Annotated in this window: 18 protein-coding genes; 10 read left to right on the top strand and 8 right to left on the bottom strand. The window is 65.8% G+C overall.

Annotated elements, in window-relative coordinates:
- The first annotated feature begins 46 nt into the window (after window positions 1-46).
- Entirely contained in the window at window positions 47-1,783 is a 1,737-nt protein-coding gene (locus M3M54_RS15145; protein ID WP_249019858.1) for an IS1634 family transposase, read from the top strand.
- A gap of 325 nt (window positions 1,784-2,108) precedes the next feature.
- Here the strand turns inward: M3M54_RS15145 and M3M54_RS15140 are convergent, their stop codons facing one another.
- Both M3M54_RS15140 and M3M54_RS15135 read right to left on the bottom strand, forming a co-directional pair.
- Window positions 2,109-3,806 carry an MFS transporter gene (locus M3M54_RS15140; protein WP_371878602.1) on the bottom strand — a complete coding sequence of 566 codons (1,698 nt, stop codon included), beginning with the start codon at window positions 3,804-3,806 and terminating at the stop codon, window positions 2,109-2,111.
- 1 nt (window position 3,807) lies between these two features.
- A complete protein-coding gene (locus M3M54_RS15135) occupies window positions 3,808-4,254 on the bottom strand; it encodes a MarR family winged helix-turn-helix transcriptional regulator (protein WP_249021789.1) in 447 nt (148 codons plus the stop codon).
- A 289-nt stretch (window positions 4,255-4,543) separates the two neighbouring features.
- Between M3M54_RS15135 and M3M54_RS15130 the strand changes: the two genes are divergently transcribed.
- The gene (locus M3M54_RS15130; RefSeq protein WP_249019856.1) at window positions 4,544-5,860 is read left to right on the top strand and encodes a hypothetical protein; all 1,317 of its coding nucleotides are present in this window, start codon (window positions 4,544-4,546) and stop codon (window positions 5,858-5,860) included.
- Window positions 5,861-5,990: 130 nt separating this feature from the next.
- Here the strand turns inward: M3M54_RS15130 and M3M54_RS15125 are convergent, their stop codons facing one another.
- Together M3M54_RS15125 and M3M54_RS16765 are read right to left on the bottom strand one after the other, a co-directional pair.
- Window positions 5,991-6,557 (bottom strand): helix-turn-helix domain-containing protein, encoded by a 567-nt coding sequence (locus M3M54_RS15125; RefSeq protein ID WP_249019855.1) that lies wholly within the window; start codon window positions 6,555-6,557, stop codon window positions 5,991-5,993.
- Window positions 6,558-6,654: 97 nt separating this feature from the next.
- Complete coding sequence (locus M3M54_RS16765; protein WP_256465790.1) at window positions 6,655-6,777, bottom strand: hypothetical protein; 123 nt, start codon at window positions 6,775-6,777, stop codon at window positions 6,655-6,657.
- 398 nt (window positions 6,778-7,175) lie between these two features.
- Between M3M54_RS16765 and M3M54_RS15120 the strand changes: the two genes are divergently transcribed.
- The gene (locus M3M54_RS15120) at window positions 7,176-7,523 is read left to right on the top strand and encodes a transposase (protein ID WP_249019854.1); all 348 of its coding nucleotides are present in this window, start codon (window positions 7,176-7,178) and stop codon (window positions 7,521-7,523) included.
- Window positions 7,520-8,560 (top strand): integrase core domain-containing protein, encoded by a 1,041-nt coding sequence (locus M3M54_RS15115; protein ID WP_249019853.1) that lies wholly within the window; start codon window positions 7,520-7,522, stop codon window positions 8,558-8,560. The genes M3M54_RS15120 and M3M54_RS15115 overlap by 4 nt, the downstream gene beginning before the upstream one ends.
- A 297-nt stretch (window positions 8,561-8,857) precedes the next feature.
- On the opposite strand, the gene M3M54_RS15110 is transcribed toward M3M54_RS15115, so the two are convergent.
- Both M3M54_RS15110 and M3M54_RS16760 read right to left on the bottom strand, forming a co-directional pair.
- Window positions 8,858-9,427 (bottom strand): helix-turn-helix domain-containing protein, encoded by a 570-nt coding sequence (locus tag M3M54_RS15110; RefSeq protein WP_249019852.1) that lies wholly within the window; start codon window positions 9,425-9,427, stop codon window positions 8,858-8,860.
- Window positions 9,428-9,524: 97 nt separating this feature from the next.
- Entirely contained in the window at window positions 9,525-9,647 is a 123-nt protein-coding gene (locus M3M54_RS16760; RefSeq protein ID WP_256465790.1) for a hypothetical protein, read from the bottom strand.
- Between the two features lie 213 nt (window positions 9,648-9,860).
- On the opposite strand from M3M54_RS16760, the gene M3M54_RS15105 reads away from it, so the two are divergent.
- Window positions 9,861-10,226 carry a hypothetical protein gene (locus tag M3M54_RS15105; RefSeq protein ID WP_249019851.1) on the top strand — a complete coding sequence of 122 codons (366 nt, stop codon included), beginning with the start codon at window positions 9,861-9,863 and terminating at the stop codon, window positions 10,224-10,226.
- Between the two features lie 737 nt (window positions 10,227-10,963).
- Here the strand turns inward: M3M54_RS15105 and M3M54_RS15100 are convergent.
- Window positions 10,964-12,157: an IS30 family transposase gene (locus M3M54_RS15100; RefSeq protein WP_371878601.1), complete on the bottom strand. Its 1,194-nt coding sequence runs from the start codon at window positions 12,155-12,157 to the stop codon at window positions 10,964-10,966.
- 248 nt (window positions 12,158-12,405) lie between these two features.
- Window positions 12,406-13,599: an IS30 family transposase gene (locus tag M3M54_RS15095; protein ID WP_249019639.1), complete on the bottom strand. Its 1,194-nt coding sequence runs from the start codon at window positions 13,597-13,599 to the stop codon at window positions 12,406-12,408.
- Between the two features lie 83 nt (window positions 13,600-13,682).
- On the opposite strand from M3M54_RS15095, the gene M3M54_RS16755 reads away from it, so the two are divergent.
- The 5 genes from M3M54_RS16755 to M3M54_RS15075 all read left to right on the top strand — a co-directional run bounded on the left by M3M54_RS16755 (window position 13,683) and on the right by M3M54_RS15075 (window position 16,135).
- Window positions 13,683-13,808 (top strand): hypothetical protein, encoded by a 126-nt coding sequence (locus M3M54_RS16755; RefSeq protein ID WP_256465789.1) that lies wholly within the window; start codon window positions 13,683-13,685, stop codon window positions 13,806-13,808.
- On the top strand, window positions 13,802-14,695 hold the full coding sequence (locus M3M54_RS15090; protein WP_256465856.1) for an IS3 family transposase: 894 nt from the start codon (window positions 13,802-13,804) through the stop codon (window positions 14,693-14,695). The genes M3M54_RS16755 and M3M54_RS15090 overlap by 7 nt, the downstream gene beginning before the upstream one ends.
- A gap of 263 nt (window positions 14,696-14,958) precedes the next feature.
- Window positions 14,959-15,219 carry a DUF5372 family protein gene (locus M3M54_RS15085; protein ID WP_249019848.1) on the top strand — a complete coding sequence of 87 codons (261 nt, stop codon included), beginning with the start codon at window positions 14,959-14,961 and terminating at the stop codon, window positions 15,217-15,219.
- Window positions 15,220-15,450: 231 nt separating this feature from the next.
- The gene (locus tag M3M54_RS15080) at window positions 15,451-15,873 is read left to right on the top strand and encodes a helix-turn-helix domain-containing protein (protein WP_249019847.1); all 423 of its coding nucleotides are present in this window, start codon (window positions 15,451-15,453) and stop codon (window positions 15,871-15,873) included.
- Between the two features lie 40 nt (window positions 15,874-15,913).
- Window positions 15,914-16,135, top strand: coding sequence for a hypothetical protein (locus tag M3M54_RS15075; protein WP_249019846.1), 222 nt, complete (start codon window positions 15,914-15,916; stop codon window positions 16,133-16,135).
- The last annotated feature ends 5 nt before the right edge of the window (window positions 16,136-16,140 follow it).

Raw genomic sequence — 16,140 nt, 5'->3', positions numbered from 1 at the left:
CCAAAGAATTGTTGACTTTGCCTGGATGAAGCGGTAGGCTGTGCTTATGCCGCGACGGTCTGAGGGAGCTATTCATGTAGCCAGGATCAAGTCCAGGTACAAGGATCGGGAGTACGAGTCGCACATTCTGCGCCGCTCCTACCGTGAGGGCGGGAAGGTCAAGCACGAGAATCTGGGGAACGTCTCGCATCTGCCACCTGCCGCGCTTGAGGCGTTGCGGCGTGCGCTGGCCGGCGAGACGCTCGTCTCTGCGCAGGATCGCTTCCGGGTTGAGCGCTCACTGCCGCACGGGCATGTGCGGGCGGTGCTTGGCGTGTTGCGCTCACTGGATCTGGAGCGGCTTTTGTCACGCGAGCGCTGTCGGGAGCGGGATTTGTGTGTGGCGATGATCTGTCAGCGGCTGATCGCGGCGGGGTCGAAGCTGTCGCTCACCCGGCTGGTTTCCCAGACGACGCTCGCCACAGAGCTTGATCTCGGGACGGTGTCAGAGGCGGAGCTGCTCTCGGCGATGGACTGGCTGTCAGAGCGCCAAGACCGGGTTGAGCGCACGCTCGCGCGCCGGCACTTGGCGGCGGACGGGTTTGTGCTCTATGACCTGTCCTCAAGCTATCTGGAGGGCCGTCACTGCGAGCTTGAGGCGATCGGCTACTCCCGTGACGGTGTGCGTGGCAAACACCAGATCGTCTATGGGCTGTGCTGCTCACCCGAGGGTCGGCCGGTGTCGGTGCGGGTGTTTGAGGGCAACACCGCCGATCCCGCCACGCTCAAGGACGCCGTCTTGCGTGTCAAGCACCAGTTCGGGGTCGAGCATGTCGTGTTTATCGGCGATCGCGGGATGATCACCCACGCCCGGACAGTCGAGCTAAAGAAGCTCGGGGTTGGGTTTGTGACCGCGTTGCGCGCAACCCAGATCCAGAAGCTGACCGTCGCAGCGGGCTATCAGCTCTCGCTGCTTGACGAGATGGGGCTGTGTGAGATCGAGTCACCGGAGTTCCCGGGAGAGCGATTGGTCGTGTGCCGCAACCCGGCTGTCGCGGCTGAGCGTGCCCGCAAACGCCAGGCGCTGCTTGAGGGCACCGAGACCGAGCTTGCGAAAGTCAAGAACATGGTTCAGAGCCCGACCGGCCGGCTGCACGGTGCGGACGCGGGGAAGATCGGCCAGCGTGCCGGACGGGTTATCAACCAGAAGAAGATGGCCAAGCACTTCACCCTCAAGATCGCAGACGGCCAGTTCAGCTACGCCCGCGACCAGGAACAGATCGACCAGGAGGCCGCCCTGGACGGCATCTACATACTGCGTACCGACCAGCCCGCCAAGCGGCTCAGCGCCCCCGCTGTCGTGCGCGCCTACAAGCAGCTCAAAGTCAACGAGCGGTCGTTTGAGCAGATGAAGTCAACGCTCGAGATCCGCCCGGTCCACCACCGCCTCGCCGATCGTGTGCGTGCGCACGTGTTCCTCTGCATGCTCGCCCGCCATGTCCAGTTCGAGCTCGAGCAGCGCCTCGCGCCGATGCTGTTCACCGACCCCGCCCCACACGCGCCCGCTGACCCGACCCGCCCCGCACAGCGCTCCCACGCCGCGAGCATCAAAGCCGGCCACGCCGGCGCCGCCAGCCCCGAGGAGCATCCCGCGCACACCCTCCCCGACCTGCTCTCAAACCTCGCCACAATCTGCCAGACCACCATCCGGATCGGCAACACCAACACCACGATCATCAAGCACACCGAGCCGACCGATCTGCAAACCAAGGCGCTCGAACTGCTCGGCCTCACCAACAAGTAGCCAAGCAAAACCCCGCCCGGAACCGCGCAAACCCAGCGACTCCGGGCGGATCCGCGTTTCAACAGCGAAAACTTCCGGCTAGCGCCTGCCCGGGGCAGGCCACGGAACCCGCAAGTTCACGTCAAGCCGGCCCCGTCATTCAGCCACCCCCAAAACCGCCCGCTTGGCCAGCTCGACCACCCCTAGGTCCGGACAGGGGGGCCCTCCGGCGTGGCGTGCTCGCCGACAGCAACCACAACCGTCGCTCCAGCCCAAACCACGCTCATCTCCAGGATATCCGGCGTTCTCCGTTCTCGGCCGCACGGTCGTTGATCCCTCGGTTCTCTCACCTGCTGACTGCTCGGGCAGATCCGAGCCGAACGTATGACGCGCCTGCCGCGATCAGTGAGAGCACGATGGATGTGCTCAGAGCAACGACGAGGCCTGTGTGGAACGGCGCGGAAATCAGATGCGGGAAGTAGGTACGGCTGGTGAGGGTTGCTCTTGCCGAGGCTGTCAACAGCCCGAGCGCGTGGTATTCGCGGAGGAGATGTTCCAGCGGATTGACACCAAGAACTGCCGCGAACAGAGATGAAGCTGGTGGGAGGCCAGCGAGCCTGTGGGCGAGTGGATGCGCGAGTCCGGCTCGGGTTAACCCGCGGTAGAGAGTCGGGCGGAGGCTACCGGCGACGCCGGCGACGAGCGTCGTAAATACTACGGCGATTGAGACCGCGGTTGCGCTGTTTAGGAACGTCGACCGTGTGCCGGAGGCGACTCCGCGCTGCGACGCGGGAACGCTGCCCATGATCCACGAGGCGTTCGGTGACACGAACATGCCGGTTCCGACGCCGCCGAGGAGCAGGAGCGAGCCGAAGGCCATGAACGAGAAGTTGACCGGCAGCAGCATCAGACCCGCGAAGCTGAGCGCGAGCGTAAGAGCGCCGGCAGTCGCTATTCCTCGCGACCCCCAACGGTCGGACAGGGTTCCTGCGGTCGGCCCGGCGATCATGAATCCGAACGCTAACGGGAGCATGTATAGACCGGCGTAGAGTGGCGTTCGGGAGAAGGTGTATCCATGTAGAGGCAGCCAGATCCCTTGAAGCCAGATCACAACCATGAACTGCAGCCCGCCACGGGCCAGTGATGCCGAGAAGTTCGCTACGTTGCCGGCCGCGAAGGCGCGGATCCTGAATAGGCCTAGTTGGACCATAGGCTCTGAAACGCCTCGCTCGATGAAGCCGAACGCAATCAGCAGTGCGATCCCGCCGACGAGGCCCGCTAGGACCCACGGGTTCGTCCAGCCCGTCGTGCTGCCATCGAGCGGCTGTATGCCATACGTGCTGGCGATCAGTACCGCGCTCAGTCCCAAAGCGAAGGTGATGTTTCCCCACCAGTCGATCGTGCCGCCCGAGCGCTCGGCGACGTCTCGCAACCTCCAATACGCCCAGGCAGTGCCATAGATCCCAACCGGAACGTTGACCCAGAAAATCAGTCTCCAGTCGATCGCCGCGAGGATCCCGCCGGCAGCGAGACCGATGAACATTCCCGCCAGTCCGGCGATCTGGTTGGTACCGAGCGCGAAGCCACGCTGGCTGGCGGGGAACGCGTCGGTCAGGATCGCGATCGAGTTTGCCATAAGGATGGCCCCGCCGGCAGCCTGTGGCACGCGCCAAGCGATCAGCCAAAGCGCTCCGTCGGCCCCCCGGTAGGGGTCAACGGAAAGGACGATCGAGGCTACGGTAAAGATCGCGAAACCGACGTTGTAGAGCTTCACTCGACCGTAGATGTCGCCGAGACGTCCGGCTGCGACGACGAGCACGGACTGGACCAAACGGTAACCCATGACCATCCAGAGGAGGTAGCCGATGTTGCTTGGCGCCAGTGGGTCAAGGCCGATGCCCCTGAAGATAGCCGGCATCGCGATGAGCACGATCGATCCATCTAGCTGGGACATAAAGACCGATGCGGTGGTGTTCGCCAGCGCCACCCACTTGTAGTTGTCATCGACGTGCTTCACGCGGTGCTCGGTTGCGACCCCGGTCATCTCAGACAACCTGGGCAAGACGCTCTAGAAGCGGGGCCGCTGCAAGCAAGCGTTCGAGCTCTTCGGAGGAGAAGTTGACGGCCAATGCTTCTGCCAGTAGGGCGTTGCGCGCCTCCGCTCTCGCCTGGATCGCGGCTCGACCCGCCGCCGTTGTTGACAGCATCACGCGCCGCCCGTCGCTGGGGTCGGCCGAGCGAACGATAAGTCCGCCGGACTCGAGGGAGGCTACCGTGACGCCCATCGCCTGAGGGCTGATCTGTTCGAGTTTGGCCAGCGCTGATGCTGTCGTGGGTCCGTTGCGCTCGATCTTTGCGAGCGCTGAACGTTGTGGCAGCGTCAACTCTCCCGCTGCAGGCGGCTGGCGGAGCCGCCTAGATAGGAGGCTCACGCCAACGGCCAACGCGCTGGCCACGATCTCTGGAGTAGTTGGAGCGCCCCTGGGAATCATCATCAATCTAGATTGCTCAATCCCGCTTTACAAGTCTCTTGCTCATGGATCCCGTATGCAACAGCCACTACGTGGCGATCGAGGTCGACCTCATAACCGCTGAGGCCTGATGTGGCAGCGGCATAGCACTCCATCACGAGCTGGTCATAGCCAGTGCTCACGCTTCGGATGTTCTCTCGTGACTTCTAGCTAACGGGAGGGGGTCGGGCCCCCCTCCCGGCCTCCCCCCGTGGAGGGCTGTGACGTTGTCGGGTGGGCAAGGCCCGCCCTTTGTGTTCATGCTGTGTGGATGGCTGGCGTGGCGAATATCAACGACGTGCTCGACGGGCACGTGGCACTCGAGATCGAGTGTGTGGACAGGCTTTATCTGAACGCTTATCTGCCGAACCTGCAGGTTGGTGGGCAGGTGGTGCGGTTCCTGTGCGGTCATCTCGGCAAGCCGATCGCCTCGGCGGCGCTGCTGTCGCCGATCGGGAACCGGTTTCGTGCCGAGGTCAAGCGCTACGCGGCCGAGCACGAGATCCCGATCCTCGAGCTCGCCAAGCGCGATCACGGCGACTGGGGGGATCGCAAGCTTGATCACGTCCGCCCGCACCTTGAGAGGGCTGAGCGGGAAGGCCGCTACGGGGTCGTCGCGATCGTGCAGGGTCAGGAGTATCAGTGGGTGTTCTCCGGCCGCAACCGGCGCAAGCAGCCAGGGGTCAGACCGAACTTCGAGTTCTTCAAAGAAGACCGTCGCGTCGGGGTCTACTACTTCTACATCCTCGACCCTGAGTTCGGGGCCGGGTTTATCAAGCTGTGCACCTACTGTCCGTGGCCGGGGAAGGTCTGGCTCAACGGGCATGAGTGGGTCAAGCGCCAGGCACTGCGCGAGGGGCTCGGCTTCACCGAGCTTGAAAACGGGTTTGCGGCCTGTGAGGACCCCGAGCGGCTGCAGGCTATCTGCGACAGCTTCTCACCCGAGCACGTGCAAGCGTTCTTCGATCGCTGGAGCACCACCATCCCGACGCCGCTCACCTCCCAGGACCGGTCCGCCGGCTACTGGTGGGATCTCTCGATGCGCCAAACAGAGGTCTCGCGCACGCTCGTGTTCAACGCCCCAAGCCACGCCCGCAGCTTCTTCGAAGCACTGGTCGCCGACAACATCGGTATCGGCCGCCCCGAAGAGATCTCACTCGCGTTCGCCCGCCGCGCCAGCAGCAAGACCGACCGGTTCGCCACCCGGGTCGTCTCCCATGGCACCGACGTGCGAATCGACTTCCGCTACAAGCACTCCCGTGTCAAGCAGTACCTCAAAGGCGGTCGTGCGCTGCGCGTCGAGACCGTGATCAACAAGCCCGCCGACCTCAGCGTCAAGGCCCGACTGTCTAACCTCCCAGAGCTGATCGACAAAGCCCGGCAGGTGAACCAGCGGCTGCTTATGATCGAACAGGTGTTGACGGACACTCAGGATGGTGATGATCGCGTCATCGGGGGTGATGATCTGGGTCATGAACGACCGAACGACCAAAGCCCCTTGCAGCGTTCTCCTGTGGCCCTGGGAACGGCGGCAAGGAAGAGAAACAGGGGGCACGGGGGCGGGTGGTGGTGCGTTGCGCGTTTGTGACCGCTTCGCTGTCGCTGTTGATCGCTCGGCAGGGGCGTAGCGCCAGGACGCGGGATGTTGTTCGGGGTGCGGGGCGTGTGCGGTCCGAGCGATGCGACCCACCGCGCGTGGCCACCAACACCCCGGGGTCTCAGAACCCTGGTGGGTCGCGTCCCGGCCCGTGCAACAGGCCCGTCAACACCACAGCAAGCTCCCACGCTGACGCTGTCAGCTTCAGCCGTGACCGGCATGCCCGGGTCGCACGACCGAGCGCGTCAACGGCCCCAACCAGCGGGGGGCCGGACACGATCTGCTGGTCGGCTGACGGGTCAAGCGCACGCTCCCACAGGCGGGCTGTCGTGGTGATCGGCCCGGCGCGGCGTGTGAAGGTCCGCAACCAGCCACGCACCGTCCCTGGTGGGCGCCCGAGCGCCGCTGCGATCGTGCGGTGCCCCTGACCGTTGGCTTTGGCCAAAAGCGCCCGGCCGATCACCCCCGTCCCGTCACGCCGCCTGGCGAGCGCCCAGGCCGGCAGCAGCACGTGTGTCCGCTCACAGCTCCGACAGCACGCTCGCCGTGGCCGCAGCAAGCGTGTCTCATCAAGCAGGCGCACGGTGCGCTCGCGCGCAAACCCCCACGGCGCAAGCGGCCCGTCACAAACCGGGCAGCACAGACGCCCAGCCACCAGATCAGCCTCCACCGCCTGCTCTGCGCTCATCGCCATCACGCACACACCACACCACGCTCCTCAGCTGGGCCAGGCTCTCAACGACCCTCGCGCGAGACCCCCGGGGGAACTCGTGTTGCAAGCAATATCAGACGCTGGTCGTACCGGCAAACGCCGCCACCAGCATGGTGATAAGCAGCATCACCGCTGGCGGCAGGGCAGCGGTCCACGCCCGCAAATTACGGACGAACACGGCGACCCAGCCGGTCATCACCACGATCCTGGCGTTGACCGCGATCAGCAGCCGATCACATCACCACGCTCAACGGCGTTTGAGGGCCCAACCATCACCACCCAGCGTGTCGCTCAACAAGCGCCGGGGGGTGCAACTCCCCCCGGCGACTCACCCAACACGCCAGTTCATGGCGATCATGGCAATCACCCAGCATCACGGCCGGCCCGGCACACCCACAGACCAGGCGCATATCGAGAGCTTCTTCAGCCACGTCAAAGGCGAGTGGCCGCTGCTTTTAGCGATCAGCGACCCCGCCGTGCTCGACCAGACACTCGCGCGTGTGTGGTTTGCGTCTGACTTCGCGATACAGGTGGGCCTGTTTTCTAACCGTATGCGGGGTAGTGTGCGGGGCCTTGATTTAGGAGGTCCAGATGATGGAGAACGGAAAGCGCAAAGCTCGCCGGCAGCTCTCGCCGGAGGAGAAGTGGGAGATCTTTTTGGAGGTCACTTCGCAGGAGCTCTCGCAGGCGGATGCGGCCCGGAAGTACGGGGTCGACGTGAGCGTGATCATCCGGCTCAGGCAGTTGGCGAAGGATGCGTCGTTGGCGGCGTTCGCGTCCGCGAAGCCGGGGCGGGTGCTGTCTGCGGAGGCTGTGGAGCTTGCGGAGTGCCGGTCGGAGAACGATCGTTTGTCGGAGGCGATCAAGGAGATGGCGATCGAGCTTTCCTTGTACAGGGGAAGGCAGCGCTCGGGCTTTTCGGCCCGGTCCCCGCGCGGGTGAGCGCGGGGGTCAAGCTCGAGCTGTTGGGGCTGATCGATGTGGCGGTCGGGCAGGGGTGGGCGCACGCGCGTGCGTGCCGGGTGCTGGATCTGGCGGATGTGCGTGCGTATCGCTGGCGGGCGCGCCTGAGAGAGACCGGGAGCTTGGAGGACCGCGATCCGGGTGGTGGCGCGGTCCATGGGATCTTGGGCTGGGAGGAGCAGGCGATCCTTGAGTTGATCGAGACCTGGGGGCCGGTTGATCGCTCCCATCGCAAGCTCGCGCACCGTGGCAGCTACACCGGCAAGGTGTTCGTGAGCCCATCCACGGTGTTGCGCGTGGCGCTCAAACATCAGGTCAGCCTGCCGGGCGAGCCGGTTCGCGCCCGGCCGCTAAAGCCCGTCTTTCCTCAGATTCCGTGGGAGAGAAACCGGATCTGGATCTGGGACGCAACCCACTTCACCCGCTGCAAGCGCATCGCTTACGCGATCGTTGATGTCGTTACCCGCTACTGGATCGGTTATCTGCTCTCAAGCGAGCAAACCTCAACCCAGGCGCAACTGCTGTTCGCCAAAGCGCTCGAGGACCAGGGGCTGCTCGGCCCCGACGGACGACCGCTTGCCAGCGTCGACGCGCCGCCGCCGGCCGTCATCGACGAGGCTGACGAGCTGCCGGTGCTGGTCGCCTGGTCTGATAACGGCACCGAGATGACCGCGATCGACACCCGCCAGTTCATGGCGATCATGGCGATCACCCAGCATCACGGCCGGCCCGGCACCCCCACAGACCAGGCGCATATCGAGAGCTTCTTCAGCCACGTCAAAGGCGAGTGGCCGCTGCTCTTAGCGATCAGCGACCCCGCTGTGCTTGACAGCGCCCTCGCCCGCGCCAGGGAGGAGTACAACAAGATCAGATTGCACGCCTCGATCGGGTATGTCACCCCCGATGATGAGCATCACGGCCGCGGGCCCGGCATCCGCCGCGCCCGCGCCGCAGGCATCAGGCGCGCGCGTGAAGAACGGATCAAGCAGAATCGTAAGAACAGGCCACAGTGTTGACGGACACTCAGGATGGTGATGATCGCGTCATCGGGGGTGATGATCTGGGTCATGAACGACCGAACGACCAAAGCCCCTTGCAGCGTTCTCCTGTGGCCCTGGGAACGGCGGCAAGGAAGAGAAACAGGGGGCACGGGGGCGGGTGGTGGTGCGTTGCGCGTTTGTGACCGCTTCGCTGTCGCTGTTGATCGCTCGGCAGGGGCGTAGCGCCAGGACGCGGGATGTTGTTCGGGGTGCGGGGCGTGTGCGGTCCGAGCGATGCGACCCACCGCGCGTGGCCACCAACACCCCGGGGTCTCAGAACCCTGGTGGGTCGCGTCCCGGCCCGTGCAACAGGCCCGTCAACACCACAGCAAGCTCCCACGCTGACGCTGTCAGCTTCAGCCGTAGCCGGCATGCCCGGGTCGCACGACCGAGCGCGTCCACCGCCTGCACCAGCGGTGAGCCGGACACGATCTGTTGGTCGGCTGACGGGTCAAGTGCACGCTCCCACAGGCGGGCGGTCGTGGTGATCGCCCCGGCGCGGCGCGTGAAGGTGCGCAACCAGCCACGCACCGTCCCTGGTGGGCGCCCGAGCGCCGCTGCGATCGTGCGATGCCCCTGACCGTTGGCCTTGGCCAAAAGCGCCCGGCCGATCACCTCCGTCCCGTCACGCCGCCTGGCGAGCGCCCAGGCTGGCAGCAGCACGTGCGTCTGCTCGCAGCGCCGACAGCACGCTCGCCGTGGCCGCAGCAAGCGTGTCTCATCAAGCAGGCGCACGGTGCGCTCGCGCGCAAACCCCCACGGCACAAGCGGCCCGTCACAAACCGGGCAGCACAAACGCCCAGCCACCAGATCAGCCTCCACCACCACCAGCTCTGCGCTCATCGCCATCACGCACACACCACACCACGCTCCTCAGCTGGGCCAGGCTCTCAACGACCCTCGCGCGAGACCCCCGGGGGAACTCGTGTTGCAAGCAATATCAGACGCTGGTCGTACCGGCAAACGCCGCCACCAGCATGGTGATAAGCAGCATCACCGCTGGCGGCAGGGCAGCGGTCCACGCCCGCAAATTACGGACGAACACGGCGACCCAGCCGGTCATCACCACGATCCTGGCGTTGACCGCGATCAGCAGCCGATCACATCACCACGCTCAACGGCGTTTGAGGGCCCAACCATCACCACCCAGCGTGTCGCTCAACAACAGGCCGGCCAGAGCTGTGCCATCGGCTCTGCGCTTTTTGAGCGCATCCACCAGCCCTACCAAGATGAGGGCCAGCGCGCCGGAGCCGTGCGCTTCGGCGACTCGCGCGTCATGGCTCTGGCCGGCGCGCTGTGCTGTCTCCTACCAGCCGTCACCGGCTTCACCAACAAAAGCCTTCGCGGGCTCGTCGCCGGACTCCTCGGCCCCGACTACAGCACCACCAAGATGAGCTACGACCTGCGCCGCCTGCGGCTGCACGGACTCATCACGCGCCTGCCCCACAGCAACACCTACGTCCTCACCAGCGAAGGGATCCGCGTCGCCGTGTTCTACACCAAGCTGCAGAACCGGCTCCTGCGCCCACTCCTGGACGCCGACAAACCGCCAGCCACGATTGAGGTTCGCCGCGCACTGAAAACCCTCGAATCCGCGGTCAGCGACTACATCGAGAACGCGAGGCTCGCCCCCACCACATAAAACTCGTCACAAGATCACGACTTTCAGAGACCAAGTCGAACTAGAACCGGGTCTCAGGCCCATGAATATCGGGCAGTAAATGATGGGCTCAAACGGCCGGTAGCGTGCGCAGCTCTCGCAGAGATGAACGGCGCTGGACGACGATTGCGGGGCTCCGAAGATGCGCTGGGGTGACTGTCGGCCGCAATTGAGAACGACGACTTCGCTTGGCCCCACCGTGACGGGGCGAGTTCCAGCCAACGTCGCAACAGTTGACAGATCAACCCTACCGGTTGGGGTGGCGGAGCGCTACAGACCGGGGTGCCGTAGCGGGGTGGGAGCGGGAGCCCCGGAGGGGCGATGGCTCTCACCCCGCTACGGGCGCGGCTGCCGGGCGGGGGCACGGGGTGTCCTGCAGACCCCGCCGGACGGGCGCTTGCTGCTGTGCACGGCCGTTGGTCGTGCGTGGGCATAGCGGGCGCCAGCGTGTAAGCGCGCGCTGGTGCGCTGATGCCCGGTCAGGCGTGTGGCGGGATGTTGCTGGCCGTGGCCGTCGCGGGCTCTGACCCCGCTGCGGGCGTGGCCGGCACCCGGGGGCATGGCATACCGGCAGCGTGGCCCACGGCGACGATCTGGGGACGTTGTTTGCCAGCACGCACGATGCTGCGCATGTCACGCCGCGGCCGCGCTGGCGGTGATCGCGGCTGGCGAACACGCCGTCAACACGCTATGGGCGGGTGAGGCGCTGCGCTCGATGTCTATGCGGCGAGCTGCTCAAGCTCCATGTCCAACAGCTGCGCTGGGGTGCGCCACCCCAGCGTTCTGCGTGGCCGGCCGTTTATCTCTGCTGCGACACGCTCAAGCTCATCCGGGCTGTGCTGGGAGAGGTCGCTGCCTTTCGGGAAGTAGTCCCGCAGAACACCGTTCATGTTCTCGTTAGACGCCCGCTGCCACGGGCTGTGAGCCTCGCAGAAGAACACGCTTGTGCCGGTGCTGGCAGTGACCTGCTCGTGGCCTGCCATCTCGGTTCCTTGATCCCAGGTCAGCGACCGGCGCAGCGCCGGCGGCAGCACGGCGAGCTTGTGCTCAAGCGCTGCGTTCAGCGCCTGGGCGCCTTGCCCGCCGTCCAGGTGCAGCAACACCACAAACCGGGTTTTGCGCTCAACCAGCGTCCCGATCGCACTGCGGTTGTACGCACCCTTGATCAGATCGCCCTCCCAATGCCCGGCAATGCTGCGGTCCAGCGCCTCCTGCGGGCGCTGGTCGATCATCCGCATGCTCTCAGGCCTTTGACGACGCTGATCAGGGCGCAAGCGCCGCTTACGCCGCCGCCTGCGGCACGGGCGCGTGATATCCACCAACGGGTCATAGATCGCCTGATACACCGACTCTGTGCACAACTGCCGAGCGCGCTCACCCGGAAACCTCGTGTGCAGCTCGTGGGAGACCTGCTCTGGGCTGAAACGCCTGCCAAGCAGCCCCGTTACGGCTTCGTGCAGCACCGTGTCGGTAGCGACCCGACGCTGCCGCACACGACCAAGCCGCCCGCCGGCGAGACGCTGCGCGCCGTGCGGGCGATACGAACCATCATCACCACCGTTACGCGACAGCTCCCGGCTGACCGTCGAGGCGCAGCGCCCGATCCGGCGGGCGATCTCACGCACACCCAGCCCCTCGCCACGCAGATCCGCGATCCTCACCCGCTCCTCCTCGCTCAAATACCGGTCGCTACGCGGCTTTGGCTCAATGATCATCACCGGCGGATAGTGGCGAGGGCGCCCGACAGCAGACCGGACCGTCCGCCCATAACGCCACCTCACACCGGTCTTACGATCAACACCAACCTGCCGGCACGCCTCGCTGTTGCTCACACCCTGCGCGATCAGCAAAGCCCATCGTGCCCGCTTCTCAGCCTGCGGCGCCGTTCCCGGTGACCGTCTCTCTCCTGACATCGCAACCCCCGAACCGTGGTGGTGTTGCGACGATCACTCGAATCCGCCCTCTCACCCCGCCACGGGCGCGGCCGGCACCCCCGGGGGCACGGCACACCGGCGGCCTGCCGCACAGCGACGGTCTGGGGACATCGTGCGCGAGCACGCACGATGCTGCGCATGTCAGGACCCGGCCGCACTGGCGGTGATCGCGGCTGGCGAACACGCCGTCAACACGCTATGGGCGGGCGAGATGCTGCGCCCGGCGTCTATGCGGCGAGCTGCTCAAGCTCCATGTCCAACAGCTGTGCTGGGGTGTGCCACCCCAGCGTTCTGCGTGGCCGAGCGTTTATCTCTGCTGCGACACGCTCAAGCTCCTGCGGGCCGTGCTGTGAGAGGTCGCTGCCCTTCGGGAAGTAGTCACGCAAAACACCGTTCATGTTCTCGTTGGATGCCCGCTGCCAAGGGCTGTGAGCCTCACAGAAGAACACGCTTGTGCCGGTGCTGGCGCTGAGCTGCTCATGGCCTGCCATCTCGGTTCCTTGATCCCAGGTCAGCGACCGGCGCAGCGCCTCAGGCAGCACGGCGAGCTTGTGCTCAAGCGCCGTGTTCAGCGCCTGGGCGCCCTGCCCGCCGTCCAGGTGCAACAACACCACAAACCTCGTTTTGCGCTCAACCAGCGTGCCGATCGCACTGCGGTTGTACGCGCCCTTGATCAGATCACCCTCCCAATGCCCGGCGACATCACGGCTTTCAACCTCGCTCGGACGTTCGGTGATCATCCGCATGCTCTCAGGCCTTTGACGACGCTGATCAGGGCGCAGGCGCCGCTTACGCCGCCGTCTACGGCACGGACGCGTGATATCCACCAACGGGTCATAGATCGCCTGATAGATCGACTCTGTGCACAACTGCCGAGCGCGCTCACCCGGAAACCTCGTGTGCAGCTCGTGGGAGACCTGCTCCGGACTGAAACGCCTGCCAAGCAGCCCCAGAACCGTGTCGTGCAGCACCGTATCGGTAGCGACGCGACGCTGCCGCGCACGACCAAGCCGCCCGCCGGCGAGACGTTGCGCGCCATGCGGGCGATAGGAACCATCCTCACCGCCATTACGGGACAGTTCACGGCTGACCGTCGAGGCGCAGCGCCCGATCCGGCGGGCGATCTCACGCACACCCAGCCCCTCACCACGCAAATCGGCGATCTGCACCCGCTCCTCCTCGCTCAAATACCGGTCGCTGCGCGCCTTTGGCTCAATGATCTTCACCGGCGGATAGTGCCGGACACGGCCGATGGCATCCCGCGCCGTGTCGCCGTTACGCCAGTGCCTACCCGAGCTGCGGTCAACCCCGACACGCCGGCACGCCTCCCTGTTGCTCACCCCCTGCGCGATCAGCACAGCCCACTGCGCCCGCTGCGCCGTCAGCGGCGGACGCCCTCGCGGCCTTCCCGTCCCAGCCATCGCAACCCCCAAACCGTGGTGGTGTTGCGACGATCACTCGAATCCGCCCTCCGAGAAGTGCGGAACGAGAGCAGTACGGCGGGATGAAGGCTCAGGACGCGAAGCGGTTGAAGGAGCTTGAGCGTGAGAACGTCACGTTGAAGCAGATCGTCGCTGACAAGGAGCTTGAGGTCCGGGCGTTGAAGGAGGTTGCCCGGGGAAACTGGTAGGCCCAGCCCGCAAGCGCCAGGCGGCCTGGATGTTGCGCGACCGCCTTGGTGTGAGCGAGCGCTGGGCATGCCGGGTCGTGGGCCAGCATCGCTCTACGGAGCGCTATGAGCCCAGGCGGGCTGATGATGACGCCGCGCTGCGGGCGGAGCTGCGGCAGTTCTCCAAGGACCGGCCGCGGTGGGGGTATCGCCGGGCGCATCATCACCTCCGCCAGCAGGGGTGGGATGTGAACCGCAAACGGGTGGGGCGTCTGTGGCGTGAGGAGGGGCTACGGGTCCCGCAACACAAGCGCAAACGCCGCCGGCTTGGGGAGTCAACCTCACCGGACCGCCGTCTGGTCGCTGAGCACCCCAACCACGTGTGGACGTTCGATTTCCAGGCCGATCAGACCGCAGACGGTCGTGTGCTGCGGTTCTGCAACATCGTGGATGAGTTCACCCGCGAAGCACTCGTGATGCACGTGGCGCGCAGCATCGACGCCGACACCGTCGTAGCCCTGCTTGAGGGCCTTGTGGCTGAGCGTGGCGCCCCCGAGCATTTGCGGATGGACAACGGCCCGGAGATGACCGCACACGCTCTGAAGGACTGGTGTGAGAGCGCCGGCACCCAGACCGTCTACATCGACCCCGGCTCCCCATGGCAGAACCCCTACGTCGAGAGCTTCCACTCCCGTGTCCGGGACGAGCTGCTCGATATCGAGGAGTTCTCGTGTCTGGCTGAGGCCCGGGTGTTGACCGAAGACTGGCGGGAGGATTACAACCACCGCAGACCCCACAGCTCGCTTCAGATGCTCACCCCCGCCGCGTTCGCTGCCGGGTATGGCATCACCCCGGCCGTGCTTGGGCCGCTCGCAGACCCCGAGCCTGCCGAGAAGCTCACGGCATGAGCAGCACCCCGACCACCAGGCCGGGACGGCGACGCGCCCGCAGCGAGTGCCGCTTCGGCGCTCGCTGCGCTCCCGCCTCAGCGACACTGGCCGCGGCAGCAACCCCAAGCTGTCCGTCCGCCGGTCACGCTAACTTCCCGGCCGTCACATCCACCCACACTCTCACTCGTGGTGGACCGACAAACGGGGGCTGTCCATCTCCACACCACCCTTGGCGATCGCTGTCAACTGCACTCAGTTGCGACGGTGAGCAGCGAGTTGTTGTGACGCATCCGTTCCACCCGTGGGTGGGGCGAGAGTTCGTGTTGGTCGGGATCCGGCAGGCGTGGGGTGAGGATCGCGTGTTCTTCTTCGACGAGGGCGGGGCTCAGTGCTCGTTGCCGACGGGGTGGACGGACGCTGCCGCGCCGGACGCGTTCGTCGCGGTCTCGGACGGGCGTAGCGCGCTACGGGTTGTGGACCTGGTGGTGCTCGGCGAGCTGATCGACAGTCTTCGCCGGGCGGAACCAGGCGACGAGGTGTAAGGCGAATTACGCCACAAGCGTAAGGGCAATTATGCCGCTAGCTGGGCGGAGGCACCCGGCCTCGTGTTCCCACGAGGACGAATAGGCTGTGTATCTCCGGGAGTTGAGTCGTCTTGTGGATAGCTTCGTCCGACAGTCGCGGCATAATGTGCCTAACACAATTTGAGGGAGGTTGCGGTGGTCAGTGAGGGTGAGGATCCGAAGGTTCAGGCGCTTAGAGCGGAACGGAGCTTGAACCCGCGGCCTGAGGCGGTTCGTGATGAGCGCTTCGCGGCCTCGGAGTTCCTTGACCCGCGGGATCTGGTGCAGGTGAAGTACGAGATGGTCCGCCGTGTGCGGGTCGACGGGGACACGGTCGCGCGCTCAGCCCAGGAGTTCGGGTTCTCACGCCCGTCGTTTTATGAGGCGGCAGCGGCGCTTGACGCGGGCGGGCTCGCGGGGCTGGTGCCGGCCCGCCCGGGACCCAGGCGCGCGCATAAGCTGACTGACGAGGTGGTGTCGTTCGCTCGGGAGCGGCTCGCCGGCGATCCTGGGTTGCGCTCGACCGGTCTTGTTGAGCTGATCGCGGAGCGGTTCGGCGTGCGGGTTCATCGCCGCTCGATCGAGCGGGCGCTCGCGCGCGCTGACCGTCCGCGAGAGGAGGGCGATCGATGAGGGAGCCCGCGGCCGTGGTGATGTCGACCGGTATGAGCAGTTGCGCGGCCAGGCGCTCGCGGGAGGACCAGGCAGCGCGCGGCTCGGGCTTGCGCTGCTTGAGCACCGCGGCGTCAGCGCCTGGACGCGCGTGTGGCAGAGCACCGCGCCCGCGCCGCCCGTCACGCCGCCGCTTGCCCCGAACGCCGCCGCGCCGGTGGCCGAAGGGGAGATCGTCAGCGTGCTGGCGAGCATGGCCTTGGCGTGCGCCGCTGCGGCATGACCGGC

The organism is Conexibacter sp. S30A1 (genome assembly GCF_023330665.1).
Taxonomy (GTDB): Bacteria; Actinomycetota; Thermoleophilia; order Solirubrobacterales; family Solirubrobacteraceae; genus Palsa-465.
This window is presented reverse-complemented; position numbering and strand designations above follow the sequence as displayed.